16 protein-coding genes, 1 tRNA gene and 1 other RNA gene are annotated in these 12804 nt (G+C 62.1%); 7 read left to right on the forward strand and 11 right to left on the reverse strand.

The genetic code is table 11. The features are described 5' to 3' along the window. The first annotated feature begins 79 nt into the window (after positions 1-79). Entirely contained in the window at positions 80-727 is a 648-nt protein-coding gene (locus GBB18_RS07165) for a DedA family protein (RefSeq protein ID WP_151529367.1), read from the forward strand. Here the strand turns inward: GBB18_RS07165 and gluQRS are convergent. The 5 genes from gluQRS to GBB18_RS07190 all read right to left on the reverse strand — a co-directional run bounded on the left by gluQRS (position 711) and on the right by GBB18_RS07190 (position 5062). Beyond that, positions 711-1646, reverse strand: a complete 936-nt coding sequence (gene gluQRS / locus GBB18_RS07170; protein ID WP_151641220.1) for a tRNA glutamyl-Q(34) synthetase GluQRS — start codon at positions 1644-1646, stop codon at positions 711-713. The genes GBB18_RS07165 and gluQRS overlap by 17 nt on opposite strands. Beyond that, positions 1624-2214 (reverse strand): suppressor of fused domain protein, encoded by a 591-nt coding sequence (locus GBB18_RS07175; RefSeq protein WP_192795964.1) that lies wholly within the window; start codon positions 2212-2214, stop codon positions 1624-1626. Before GBB18_RS07175 ends, gluQRS begins: the two co-directional genes overlap by 23 nt. A 138-nt stretch (positions 2215-2352) precedes the next feature. Then, a complete protein-coding gene (locus GBB18_RS07180; protein WP_192795970.1) occupies positions 2353-3606 on the reverse strand; it encodes an aminotransferase class I/II-fold pyridoxal phosphate-dependent enzyme in 1254 nt (417 codons plus the stop codon). Between the two features lie 224 nt (positions 3607-3830). Beyond that, positions 3831-4511 (reverse strand): anti-sigma factor, encoded by a 681-nt coding sequence (locus GBB18_RS07185; RefSeq protein ID WP_151549653.1) that lies wholly within the window; start codon positions 4509-4511, stop codon positions 3831-3833. Continuing rightward, entirely contained in the window at positions 4508-5062 is a 555-nt protein-coding gene (locus GBB18_RS07190; protein WP_192795965.1) for a sigma-70 family RNA polymerase sigma factor, read from the reverse strand. The genes GBB18_RS07185 and GBB18_RS07190 overlap by 4 nt, the downstream gene beginning before the upstream one ends. A 124-nt stretch (positions 5063-5186) precedes the next feature. Between GBB18_RS07190 and GBB18_RS07195 the strand changes: the two genes are divergently transcribed. From GBB18_RS07195 to GBB18_RS07215, 5 genes are all read left to right on the forward strand, one after another. Next, positions 5187-5879, forward strand: a complete 693-nt coding sequence (locus tag GBB18_RS07195) for a fasciclin domain-containing protein (protein WP_151641223.1) — start codon at positions 5187-5189, stop codon at positions 5877-5879. 29 nt (positions 5880-5908) lie between these two features. Continuing rightward, positions 5909-6418 (forward strand): hypothetical protein, encoded by a 510-nt coding sequence (locus GBB18_RS07200; RefSeq protein ID WP_151549656.1) that lies wholly within the window; start codon positions 5909-5911, stop codon positions 6416-6418. A gap of 210 nt (positions 6419-6628) precedes the next feature. After that, complete coding sequence (locus tag GBB18_RS07205) at positions 6629-6958, forward strand: hypothetical protein (protein ID WP_151549657.1); 330 nt, start codon at positions 6629-6631, stop codon at positions 6956-6958. Between the two features lie 6 nt (positions 6959-6964). Next, positions 6965-7798 (forward strand): ABC transporter ATP-binding protein, encoded by an 834-nt coding sequence (locus tag GBB18_RS07210; RefSeq protein ID WP_151641224.1) that lies wholly within the window; start codon positions 6965-6967, stop codon positions 7796-7798. Further along, positions 7798-8580, forward strand: a complete 783-nt coding sequence (locus GBB18_RS07215; RefSeq protein ID WP_151641225.1) for an ABC transporter permease — start codon at positions 7798-7800, stop codon at positions 8578-8580. The genes GBB18_RS07210 and GBB18_RS07215 overlap by 1 nt, the downstream gene beginning before the upstream one ends. 75 nt (positions 8581-8655) lie before the next feature. On the opposite strand, the gene GBB18_RS07220 is transcribed toward GBB18_RS07215, so the two are convergent. After that, positions 8656-8744: transfer RNA gene (locus tag GBB18_RS07220), tRNA-Ser, on the reverse strand. Positions 8745-8935: 191 nt separating this feature from the next. Here GBB18_RS07220 and ffs point away from each other — a divergent pair. Continuing rightward, an RNA gene (gene ffs / locus GBB18_RS07225) (signal recognition particle sRNA small type) lies at positions 8936-9030 on the forward strand. Positions 9031-9088: 58 nt separating this feature from the next. On the opposite strand, the gene GBB18_RS07230 is transcribed toward ffs, so the two are convergent. The 5 genes from GBB18_RS07230 to GBB18_RS07250 form a co-directional block, all read right to left on the reverse strand. Continuing rightward, positions 9089-10300, reverse strand: coding sequence for an FAD-dependent oxidoreductase (locus tag GBB18_RS07230; RefSeq protein ID WP_151641226.1), 1212 nt, complete (start codon positions 10298-10300; stop codon positions 9089-9091). A gap of 33 nt (positions 10301-10333) precedes the next feature. Beyond that, the gene (locus GBB18_RS07235; RefSeq protein WP_151549660.1) at positions 10334-10855 is read right to left on the reverse strand and encodes a pyridoxamine 5'-phosphate oxidase family protein; all 522 of its coding nucleotides are present in this window, start codon (positions 10853-10855) and stop codon (positions 10334-10336) included. Between the two features lie 71 nt (positions 10856-10926). Then, positions 10927-11631 carry a DUF5808 domain-containing protein gene (locus GBB18_RS07240; protein WP_151641227.1) on the reverse strand — a complete coding sequence of 235 codons (705 nt, stop codon included), beginning with the start codon at positions 11629-11631 and terminating at the stop codon, positions 10927-10929. Positions 11632-11640: 9 nt separating this feature from the next. Further along, positions 11641-11961 carry a PadR family transcriptional regulator gene (locus tag GBB18_RS07245; protein ID WP_151549662.1) on the reverse strand — a complete coding sequence of 107 codons (321 nt, stop codon included), beginning with the start codon at positions 11959-11961 and terminating at the stop codon, positions 11641-11643. A gap of 144 nt (positions 11962-12105) precedes the next feature. After that, positions 12106-12558, reverse strand: coding sequence for a hypothetical protein (locus GBB18_RS07250; protein WP_151641228.1), 453 nt, complete (start codon positions 12556-12558; stop codon positions 12106-12108). Positions 12559-12804: the final 246 nt, after the last annotated feature.

Consider the following 12804-nt stretch of genomic DNA (forward strand, 5'->3'; position numbering starts at 1 on the left):
CGCTAGGAGAACGCGAGGTGCCCACCGCACCCGCGCTTACTGGCGCACCGAGTCCGAGAAAGGGGGCGAGCAGCCTACCGTGGAAGAGATCGTATTCCAGTGGCTGGAGCCACTGATGGCCTCCCCTTGGATCTATCTGCTGCTCGGGGGCGTCACCCTCGGCGATGCGATCGTGCCCGTGATCCCCGGCGAGCTGCCCATGAACCTCGCCGGTGCCTACTCCGGTATCTTCGGCTTCCCGCATCTCATCCTCATCATGATCTGCTGCGCCGCTGGGGCGATCATCGGCGATAATATCTGCTTCATTTTAGGCCGCAGTCTCACCCGTGCCATGGGGTATCTCCGTAAGCGCAGCCGCCTGCAGAAGGCCATCACCTGGGTGAACGATAATCTCTACCGCCGCGATGCCTCGGTTATCGTGATCGCACGCTTCATCCCTGGGGCGCGCTGGGTGGTCACCGTGATGCTCGGCTCCAGCCACTACTCCCACGCCCGCTTCGCCTTCTTCGACGCCATCGGGGTGATTATTTGGGCAGTACAGGGCACGTTATTCGGCTATCTCGGCGGCTGGGTATTTCGGGAGCAGCCGCTGATCGGCTTGGTCTCCGGCATGGTGCTGGGGGTGGTCTCAGGCCTCGTGGTCGAGCGCCTCAGCCACCGCTTTGCCCGCCACCTTCCCGAGCACACCACCGCCGCGGCCGCCCAGGCCGCTAACTGCGAAAAGTAACCGCCTCAGCAGGCAGCTGATCCAACTCCCAGCGCTCCAGAATCTCCGCCGTGGAGTGGGCCCCAGGAACCCCGAGCGATGCACCGAGCGCCTGCACCACATCAGCGGTAGATCGCTGCTGCTCCATCTCACGCAGGGTCACCGCGCCATCGCGTTTAGCGAGCCGCTTGCCCTGCTCATTGAGCACCAAGGGCACATGCAGATACAGCGGCGGCTCATAGCCGAGCAGCCTGGCGAGATAGGCCTGTCGCGGGGCAGAGGACAAGAGATCATCGCCGCGCACCACATGGCCCACGCCCTGGTAGTGATCATCGACCACAACCGCGAGGTTATAGGCCCAGTCGGGGGCCTGGCCGCCGCGCCGCAGCACGAAGTCATCCACATCACCGCGATAGCTGCCGGCCCAATAGTCCTCCACTGTGGCGGAGGTGGCGTCGCTACGCAGCCGCAGCGCGGGGTACCGACCTGCGGCGCTGAGCTGCTCCCGCTTCGCACGACGCTGATCCTCATCCAGATCACGGCAGGTGCCCGGATAATGGCCGGGGATGGCGTGCGGTGCCGAGGCCGCATGCGCGATATCCTTGCGCGAGCAATAGCACTCATACACCAGCCCCCGCCCGCGCAGGGCCTCCACCACCTGCTCATAGGCGGAAAAACGCTGGTGCTGGTAGAGCACGTCCCCATCCCAGTCGAGGCCGAGGCGGGCGAGATCCTCCAGCTGCGCCGCCGCCGACTCCAGCGAGCTGCGCTGGGTATCGACATCCTCAACCCGCAGCAGAAAAGGCAGCCCGTGCGAGCGGGCTACCAGCCACGAGATCAGCGCGGTGCGCAGATTACCGAAGTGCAGTTCTCCGCTTGGCGACGGCGCGTAGCGGCCAGCACCGCCGATACGGGCATCAGCGGTTCCACTCATGCACATCAATCCCTTGGGCCGGCATCTGCTCCTGCAGCTCCTCCGCCGAATATGTGATCGCATACTCCAGCTCCTCCGGCGTGAGCAGCAGCAGCTGCAACGGCAGGGTGAGCTGGCCATGAGAGCGCCCGGTCTGCTCGGGTTCTTCCCACAGATGGGGCACGCCCTTCTCCCATAGCTGCGGCGCGACCAGAAGCCCGTGGCGGGTGGACAGCTCCGGCATAAGATCGGCGAGGATGGCACCCGGCTGGGGTGTCACCTGAGAGTCGGCCTCACTCAGCGCCGCTAGGGCGCGGCCCAGCGCCTCGTGCAGCTGATCTCGGTGGGCATCCGTGGTCTGCAGAATCAGCTCCACCCGAATATCTGCCTCGCTCAGCGGGTTCTGTGCCTCGGGCGGGGCCACCGCCCGCAGCCCCGTATCCACCGTGGACATATCCAGGGTGACTGCGGTGGCCCGATGGTCAGAAGAAAAGGTGGCGGCGCGATGGCCGGCGACGCTGTATTCCTGCCATTCGGGCTGTTCGCCCAGCTGGAAGAGCTGTGCAAACCAGACACTGATCTCTGCTGTGTTCATTCCTCCAGTGTGACACATCCACCGCAGCCGAACCGGCATCTGCACGAGCATAAGCGCAGCTGCTGGCGGCGGCCCAGCGCACAACTCCCCCGCCCCGCACGCTGCGGGAACGAGGGAGATGCCTGCACAGAGGAAGATTTAGTGCGCGAGCTTTTCTACCGCGGCGAGCAGCACACAGGTGGCCACACCATCCATTGCTACTTGGACCTCATTCAGCGGCGGCATCGAGGGGGCGAGGCGGATATTACGATCGTTGGGGTCCTGCTTGAGCGGGAAGGTCGATCCAGCGGCGGTGAGCTTGATGCCGGCTTCCTTGGCCAGCTCCACCACGCGAGAGGCGGTGCCATCCACCACGTCGAGGGAAATGAAGTAGCCGCCCTCCGGCTTCGTCCAGGTGGCGATGCCGAGCCCGCCGAGGCGCTGCTCGAGAATCTCCAGCACGCTGTGGAACTTCGGCGCCAAAGAGCCGGCATGCTTGCGCATCACCTCGCGCACTCCGTCAGCAGAGCCGAAATAGCGGGCGTGGGCCAGCTGATTCACCTTGTTCGGGCCGATGCCGCGAATACCTGCGTGGGAGGCGTACCACTCCAGGTTGGCGGCGGAGGAGGCGAAGATGGCCACGCCCGAACCGGCGAAGGTGACCTTCGAGGTGGAGGTGAGATACCAGAAGCGGTTGGGGTTGCCGGCCTTCTTGGCCATCTCGAGCACATTGTGGTTCTCGGGGAATTCATCGAATACGTGCACCGCATAGGCGTTGTCCCACATGATGCGGAAATCAGGTGCCGCGGTCTCCATCTCGGCGAGCTCTCGGCACACATCCTCGGAGAAGGTCACACCGGTGGGGTTGGAGAACACCGGCACCGCCCACATGCCCTTCACGCTCGGATCCTTCACCAGCTCGCGAATGGCATCCATGTCCGGGCCGTCCTCGAGCATGGGCACGGTCACCATCTCGAAGCCATAGTGCTCGGTGATGGAGAAGTGGCGGTCATAGCCGGGCACCACACAGATCCAGCGCAGCTTCTCCTCCTGCGACCACGGGCGCGGGGAATCACAGTTACCGAAGGTGTGGGTCCAGCTCATGATGTCGAACATGATGTTGAGGCTGGAGGAATCGCCGGCGCATACCTGGGAGACATCGAGCCCGAGCAGCTCGGCATAGATCTCGCGGATATCGACGATGCCGTTGAGGCCACCGTAGTTGCGGACGTCGACCCCATCGGCGGTGCGATAGTCGCCCTTCCCAGGCAGAGCCAGCAGCTCTTCCGCGAAGTCGAGCTGCTCCGCGGAGGGCTTACCGCGGGTCAGATCCAGCTGCAGGTCGCGCTGAACGAGCTCCTCATAACGATTGCGCGCATCGGCGGCAATCTCCTCGAAGTCCTGTTGATTCATATCCTTCAGTTCGGTCACGTCGCGACCCGCCCTTCCGTATTTCTGGTTGTTCTCGTGGTCAGTCACGCCACAGGTGATAGTCGTGGGCGATCATTTCCGCCCTTACTCTACTGCTCGGTCTGTCGTTTTTCTATGATCGCACACAGATGAGCAGCGGATTCTAGCCCTGCAGGGCGCGGTAGTCGGCTGTCTCATCCTCGCCCGCGTGGCGACGTCGAGGCGAACTATGGCAAAACAATGTCGAGCAGCGACATCGATGGAGTGGTCGATCCACCCGCAGGTTCTTGGCTAATCATGATTGACTGCGCCTGCGCGACGCCGTCAAGCTCCACGTCCATCTCGGGCAGTACCTCTGCGGATTCCATCACGCCGACGGAACGGGGACCGGCATCCTCCACAAGCCACATCTGATAGGCCTGATCCGGTGGCGGTGCGGGAACATCGCGCAACATCACCTTCGCCGTGTCGGCGCCTGGGGCATACTCCACAGTCACCGTGCCGCCAGCTACCTGGCGTTCACTAGTGCTCACCTCGGACTGCTCAGTCTCTGAGCGATCGGAGGAGGCATACATGGTGGTGAAGGTAATAGTGCCGATGACCAGCACCACCACGGCGCTGGCGCTCGCCAGCAACAGCGGCAGCCGGCGCCGTCGAGTCGCTTGGGTGTCCACCGTGGCCACGGGAGCAATATCTCGGCGCAGGCGCTCCCACGCAGCCTGGGCATCAGGCATATCGACATCGGAGTTGAGGCCGGCGAGGACATCTCGATACTGATGCTGGAGATGAATGAACTCGTCATTATCTGCCACACCCAGTTTTCTTTGCTCATCGAGCGGCAGCGACCCTAAGGCCGAGAGGGCGGCCAGCGCCTCTAGTTCCTCCCGCGATGGTTGTTGTGTAGTCATGAGCCCATACACCTCCTTAAAGCTTTCATTGCATCTCGTAAACGAGTTTTGATCGCCGAATGAGAAGCTCCGAGCAGATCAGCTACTTCTTGGTACGTCAGCCCTTCAAAATACGTTAGAGAAATTGCCTGACGCTGTTTTGGGGTGAGTTGTTCATAACACTCGGCTAGTTCTGCATGCTCATCAATACGAAGCAGATGAGTATCTGCCGCATCCACGGACTGAGTTAGGCTCATGGACTGGGCATATTCAGCGCTACGGCGATGGTGGGCTTCTCGGGTGCGTACGACATCAACTGCTCGGCGATGTGCCATGGCGAGAACCCAGCCCTCGGCAGATCCTCTATGCGAGTCGAATGACGAGGACTTTTCCCATACCGATAGCCATGCTTCGTGAGCGGCGTCTTCCGCCAAATTGCGGTCAGTGAGAATGCGAAGCGTTAGTCCGTAGACGCGCTTATGCAGAAGTGCAAAAAGTTGCTCAAAAGCCTGTACGTCCCCCCGCGAGGTGGCCTCGAGCAAAGCGTCGAGGTGAGATTTAACGTTAGGCACAGGGCCAAGCCTACACACGAAAAGAATATTTCGAGCGACACCCACCCGATCCCTCTTTGGCTCCGAACACTTTGTGAGGGCAACAAAATAGTTGCCTGTTTTCAAAACAACGAAGTGGATTTATATGCAACTTAATCGCCACCCAATTTTCACCGCAGCCGCTATTCTCGGCGCCACCGGGATTATGCTCAGCGGCTGTACCGCCGATGACTCCGATAGCGCTGAGGCAAAGGACAGCACCTCCAGCACCTCCAGCATGGCCAGCTCTGAGGACAGCCCTTCCAGCGAGGCTGAGGCTGAGACCGAAGCTGAGACAGAGGCTGCATCCGACGCTCCGCGCGGCCCGCTATGCCAGGCATATGCCGACGCCCACCCGGACGGCCCCGCCTCCCTCGAGGTCATCGCCGGCCAGAACATAGTCGAGGCGCTGCCGAATATTCCCGAGCTTTCCACGCTCACCGCAGCACTGACTGGAGAACTCAACCCAGATGTCAATCTCGTCAGCACGATACAAGGCGGGGAATGGACCATTTTTGCCCCGACCAACGACGCTTTCGAGAAGCTTGACCCAGCAACCATCGAAGAGCTGAAGACCAACTCCGACATGCTGACCAGCATTCTCACCTACCACGTTGTTGAAGGCCAGGCCGACATGAATGCGGTCGTAGGCGAGCACTCCACCGTTGAAGGCTCAATGCTGACCGTCACCGACGGTGATCCAATGATGGCCAATGACGCCACCGTGGGCTGTGGAAATGTGCCCACCGAGAACGCTCGGGTCTACATCATCGACACCGTCCTGATACCGAACAAGTAATTTTTCACCCTCTCAAAGGAGAAACTTCTATGAAACGCTTCACCAAATTTGCTGCCATGACCGTATTGGGTGGCTCCATGATTCTCGCTCCGGCCGCTGCCCAGGCCGGCACCCTCGAGGATGCCCTCCAGCCCACCCTCCCGGGCTTTAACGTCGCTGGTGCTCTTCCCCAGTGGGATGTTGAGAATGGCCACGCTCACGCCAAGGCTGATGACGCCATCGCCCTCGGCATCTCCGTGCTCAATGGCTCCGCTACCGCCCACGCCTCCAACTTCTCCGGCCCCGCCGCTATCGCTGTAGGCGAGGGTGCAGTAGTAGAGGCCCACGGCGTTCAGCCGGGCCTCGCCATCGGCATCGCTGGCCCCGACACCATGGTCACGATCGACGGCACCACCCCGGTGGTCTGCGATGGCCAAGCCGGTTTCGCTGGTGACTTCCAAACCCTCACAGGCTGCGCCGCCTACCCCAACATCGACGGCAGCACCCAGGTCATCCACTTCAACGACGGCACCGCTACCACCCCGTTGACGCTGCGTTAAGCTGACGCCTTCAATCCCCCGCAGGACGTATCCTGCGGGGGATTAGTCCTGTCTCGGTTCAGGGGAGCTTCTCGTCGCGGGCACAAAGATGCCGCCACCGCCTCGCCGCTCGCCGCATACAATCGCGGTGCGAGTCGCTTGCCGCCTGCTAGTATGTATTACAAGCTACTATGTACGGCAAGTACATTCCAGAAGAACAATGAGGACATCATGAACACATTCGACGCTGTGCAGGATCTGCCCACGTACCTGCTGGTCCTTCTCGCCCTTCTCATCGTGTGCCAGCTCGGCGCGATGGTGTGGGCCCTGCTCCGGCTCTGGAAAGATAAGCGCGAGCGTATCGCTGGGCTGCCTCGCTCGATCTGGACAGCCATCATCCTTATGGGACAGCTTCTCGGCCCTGTTGTGTTCCTCATCATGCACATCAGGGAAGAGCGGGCGATGGCTGAACAGGAGCGTTTCCATCGCGCCCAGAAACAGCAACCACGTGACCACGGCACGGGCGTCTCGTCTGTGATCGACGGTGTATATAAGGAATAAACCACCATGGAATGGGCAATAACGACGACGAAGCTGTGCAAAAACTACGGCAGCCACCGCGTGCTCACAGACGTGGAGCTGCGGGTACCACGGGGCGCTGTTTATGGCTTCGTCGGGGCGAATGGGGCCGGAAAGACCACCACGATCCGGATCCTATTAGGCCTTGCCGCTGCCAGCAGCGGGCAGGCCACGGTGCTGGGCACTCCTCGCGGCACGTTGCCGCCCACACCACGAGGAGGGGTCTCGTATCTTCCCGATGTGCCACAACTCAGTCCGTGGCTCGGCGCCACAGACGCCCTCATCACACTTGCCCGCCTCGATAATGTGCCATCGGAGGTGGCGTCGCACAGAGCTACTGAGCTACTAGAACTCGTAGGGCTGGCACATGCGCCGGGCACAGTCGGCGCGTTCTCGAGAGGAATGAAGCAACGTCTAGGGATCGCCGCGGCACTGATTACTGCACCGACCTTGCTGATCATGGATGAGCCCACCAGCGCCCTGGACCCCATGGGGCGTGCGGACGTGCTGGCGATCATTAAGGCGCTCAGAGGGCACGCAACCATCATGTTTTCCTCCCACATTCTGGCTGATGTCGAAAAAGTATCCACCCACCTTGGAGTGCTCCATCGCGGCCGGCTTCTCGCCCAGGGGCAGATCGACGAACTCCTCGAATCACACGGGTTGCCGCAGGCACACTTTGCCCTCAGCACCCGCGCCGAGCACGCCGAGCGCATCGCCGCAGCCATTCACGCAATCGACCCGCAGTCACGCATCGAACCGCAGCACCAGGGACTCGAGCACTTCTACGCACGCCTCACCAAGGGAAAGGAGGAGCAGTGATGGCGTCTCAGCAGCTACTGCCCCTATGGCGCTACCACGGTGTGCGGCTACTGCGCTCAACCAGCACGTGGGTGATGCTCGCGCTCATCGTGGCGATGGCAGGCACCCAGGGCGTGATTAGCTCGCATATGCCCGAGATCATGAGCAGTCTGGCTGGGCCAGAGATGACCGAGCTTCTGGCCGCCACGATGCCTGAACCATCGTGGCACCACGCCTATGCAGGATGGATGAAAAACCTGGCGCAAATCATCACGCTCGGGCTACTCACCATCAACGCACTCGGATACGCACACCTGAGCAGCAACGGCGATATCCCTTTTATTCTGACGAAGAACCTGCGACGTTCCTACTACCTAGCGACGGGGGCTATCTCTACGTGGTGCGCCATCTTTGCTTACGCGATCATCGGGGCGACATTCACGTGGGCGGGTACCACACTGGTGTTTTCTGGTGCACCCTATTTCCCGGTCCTCATTGCCAGCCTGGTGTGGGGCCTAGAAATGACGCTCATCAGCGCAGTCCAGCTCCTCGTCACAACACTAAAACCAGGTATCGGAGCCCCGGTGCTGGCCGGAGTCGGACTCTATCTTCTCATTGCAATCGGCGGGACATTCGACAGAATCGCCGCCTATAGCCCACTGGGCCTGTCGCGCCTGAGCACTGAGATCTCGAGCCAGGACGCGGTAGAGGCCTGGCTGATTCCCGTGGGGAGCTCACTGAGCCTAGTGCTCGTGGTGTTCCTGTGGGGAATCTACAGATTCAACCGCTGCGAGCTCGGTTAAGCACCGCGCCGCCCCACTGAAGGACATAAAAAATCTCCCGGCGCATCTATCAGGATGCGTCGGGAGATTTGTCAGTGGCGGAGGATGTGGGATTTGAACCCACGAGGGGCGTGAACCCCGCACGCGTTCCAGGCGTGTGACATAGGCCGCTAGTCGAATCCTCCATGCCAAACACAAGCGCAGAGCGCCTCTGTTCGCTAGATACACTACACACACTCGACCACAAACCCAAAAACGCCTTGTCAGCCGCCCTCTTTTCGCCGCTCAACCAGCAGCCCAGCGCGCCGGTCGCCCCAGAGCCCGCCGAGATCGCCTACCTTATTGCTTCTCACGCTTGGCTATTGCTACAGTAGTACACGGATTCCACGCGGCGTCCATCTTGTGAACTCCCCCAGGGCAGGAATGCAGCAAGGGTCAGCGAGCTCTGACGGGTGCGTGGGATCCCTTTATTGTTTCTGGGGTAGGTTCCCGGCGCCGCTTATCGACGCCACGAGCACGCCGCTCCGCACTACTGAGTGGCGAGAATATCCTCCACGATCTCCGCGGCCGCCTGGCCGGAGGCGATAGCGCCATCTGTGGACGCATTGCCGAATTGATCGCCGCAGGCCACCACCAATTCATGCCGCAGCGCGCGGTCGCCGCCCGGCTCGCCAGGGGCCACGGCGGGCAGAGTATCGGGCACATCGTGGGTGGCCACACAGCGCCACGCGGTGGTGTCCACCCCGTAGATCTCACCCAGGTGGCGGCGCGTATCCTCCTCGCTCGGCTCGGTATCATCGCTGAGCGTCAGCGCGGCAATGAGATGCTGGCCGTCCGGCGCATACTCGGGCGCGACATGGCTCACCACGCAGGTCGTGGTCACAGGTCCATATTCTCCGGAGGTGCCGCGCCCGTCGATATGCACCGCAGCGGTATCACTGGGGGCCTCATCGGCGGCGAACCAGAAGGTGCGCGTGCCATGCATCGCTGGGGTATCAGTACCCATCAACTCAGCCGAGGACTCCAGTCCAGCAGCGAGCACAATGCTGCGCGCGTGCAGCTCTGTCTCTCCCACCCACACGGTGGCAGTGGTGGTATCGATTCGGCTCACCGGCTGGTTCAACCGCACATCTAGGCCCTCAGCCATGATGCGCGGCAGGGTGCGCATGCCGCCGCTCGGCAGGCCAGGAGTACCGGCCATGAACATCGACAGCAGCCACGCGGTGTGCCTAAAGGAGGTACTGCCCTCTCGTTCTGCCACCACGCCAGCGAGGAAAGGATCGAGAACGTGGCGTCGTAAAGCGCCACTAAAACCGGCCTTATCGAAGGCCTCGGCGCGCGTGGTATCGGCGCTGGGAATCCCCTTCAACAGGCGCAACGCTGCGAGATCCTCCTTGGCCACCAAGCCAGATTTCAGCACGGCGGGCAGCGCCTGCAGCCGGCGCGTGGGATCGTTGAGCTCCACTAGGTCGGACTCGGTGCGCACCCGTAGCGCGCGGGGGAAAGAACGCAGCCCGAGCCGCGTGATGTCGATGCTGGCGCGCAGGTGACGGTAGGCGGGGTTTAAGATTTGGAAGCCGCGGTCGACGAGGAAGCCATCGACCTCCTCGGTCGTGATGCGGCCGCCGAGGCGATCGCTCGCCTCGAGGACGATGACGCTGTGGCCGTTATCCTGCACGGCGCGGGCAGCGGCCAAACCGGCCACGCCGGCGCCAATAACGATGACATCATAGGTGGTCATAGGCGGTGTGCTCCTAGGATTGGGGAAAGGAATCTAGAGCTCGACGGTGCCGCTATCGCCCGAGGGACGCTCATCGGAGACGAGACCAGTAAATGTCCGAACCATCAGGGAGGGGCGCGAGGGGCTTTCCCAGTACTGGGCGGACTCGCCACGCACGATCAGAACCACCTTGTCGGTGTTCTCGGGGTGTTCGCCCTCCTCCGAAAAAGCATCGGTGCCCGGGCCCCAGAGCTCGGCGAGCAGCTCGGTGTCGTGGGAAATCTCGCCCACTCCTGCAACGGAGACGAAAGACATGTCATCGTTGAAGGCCAGATTCACCTGCGCCCCATCTGCCTGCTGGGCGGTATCGCCCTCTTGGGGCAGGATAAATACGATCTCGCCGTTGTCGCGGACCGCCTGGACCGTCATGGGACGAGACACCAACGACCCAGCGCTATCCGTGGTGGTGACCATGGCAAAACGCGCCGAGCGGATGAGCTCGCGCACTGTGCGCCGCTGCTGTGCAGCGCGATCGGTGGAGTCAGGGGTGGATTGTGATGTGTGTGTAGCACTCATAGGGCCATCCTAGGCGTCATTCGGCACTGCCGACGCGGGCTGGGGATGGATGGCCAACCTCTCAGCCCAGTTCAGTCCGCCTCCCGCAGCTGGGCATCGAGCGCCGTCAAGGCGCTGCGCACACACGCGATCTTGAGCCCACCGCTGATCACCGGCCACGCCCACGGCGCAGCTGCACCCACAATCTGGCGTCGCTCGGGCCGAAGCGCCGACCAGAACGTGGCATGCAGCGCTAGCAGTGCCATGACTTGTGCACCACATAGCTCCGCCCGCGAGGCCACCGAGAACGCCTGCGAGAGATCTGCCTCCTGAGGTGCCTCCGAGCCGCGGCGTCCCGTCAGCTGCGGCAGCACTGCGATAACACCGACGATCCCCGCCGGCAGGGCCGCCGCCACGATCCCTGGACCCCATTTCTTCGGCTGGCCACCCAGCGACCACTGGACGGGCGCCGTCTTGAGACTCGCCACCGCGAGGGCGCCAGCAACCACGCCAAGACCGCCGATACGCGGCCCGAGCTGCAGCACGCGACGCCACCTAGCAGGAATATGCTCGGCGAGATCCGGCAAGGAATCATCGGGGCGAATCCAACCCGCTTTCACCGCCACCGCCCCGAGGTTGAGATCCCAGCCCAACCCCAAGGTGCGGGGCACACACAGACGCGGATTTTCCGGCTCGAAGTTATCGAGCACCGCATCTCGATCCCCCGCCCAGAACGAGGACACCGGCAGCCCACACACGCGCCGCTGCCCATCCTCGTCGAGAGTCCACCAGTTCATTGTGCTCACTCATGCCTTCCGTGTTGTTGCCGCCACCGCCGCCGCGAGCTGCTCCCATTCCTCTGCCAGCTGCACGAGGCGGGTGCGCCCAGAAGTGGTGAGCTCATAGATTTTGCGCGGCGGCCCTATAGGAGACTCCTCCCACGAGGTGCCCACCATTCCGGTTTTGCGGAGTCGAGCGAGCAGCGGATAGACCGTGCCGGAGGAGACCTCGAGGCCCGCCTCCACGCGCAGCCGCTCGAGCACCTCGCCGCCATAGGATGCTCGTTCCTGCAGCAGCCCAAGCACAACCAGCTCGATAGCTCCCTTGCGCAATTGCGATTCCGCCATATAGCCCCCTCGCCCAACCTAGTAGCGTGTCATACACAGTAGCTGCCGAAAAGACACCCACCAAGAAACCCCTGCGCCTGTGCCACAGCGATTGTGCTCAGCTCGGCCCCCTGTCCACTGGGCACTCCACCCAATCAACTCTTGTCACTGGCGGAGGAGAGTCCGCTCCGCTTCGCGTCCCGATAGGCTTATACAACAGATCTGTACGCAACCCCAGCCCCGCCAGAGCCCCTGGAGAGCCTGTACCGAATCCGGCTGGGATAAAAATCGGAGGATGCTTCGATGAATGGCAAGCAAGTTCGTCTCTACCTCGTCGACGGCACCGTCGGCGGGCTGATGACCGCCGAGATTCTCAACTGGACTGGGCACATGCTCCGAGCACGCCGCAAGGACCTCGCTCGGCTGAAGAATCGTGAGGAAGCCCAAAGAACTGGCGTTTACGTCCTCTTCGGCACTAATGAGGACGGTGAGCGGGCCGCCTATATCGGCGAGGGCGACAATGTCATCAAACGGCTGGAGAATCACAACGCCCGCAAGGACTTCTGGGAAGACGTCGTCATCATCACGTCCAAGGACATGAACCTCACCAAGGCCCACGTGAGGTACCTCGAGTCGGAGCTGATCACACTCGCTAAGTCCATCGGTCGGATCTCCCTTTACAACAGTGTCTCCCCGACCGGCGGAGCTGCCCTGCCCGAGGCTGATCAATCCGACATGCAGTACTTCATCACCCAGATACGGATTCTCATGCCGGTTCTCGGCTTCGATATCTTCCGAGGCCGCACCACCCCACTGACGATCCCCGAGGGGTCCACTGCCCCAGTCGCTCCTGCGCCGACTGAT

Source organism: Corynebacterium sp. 11A (assembly GCF_008930935.1).
GTDB classification, from domain to species: domain Bacteria; phylum Actinomycetota; class Actinomycetes; order Mycobacteriales; family Mycobacteriaceae; genus Corynebacterium; species Corynebacterium megadyptis.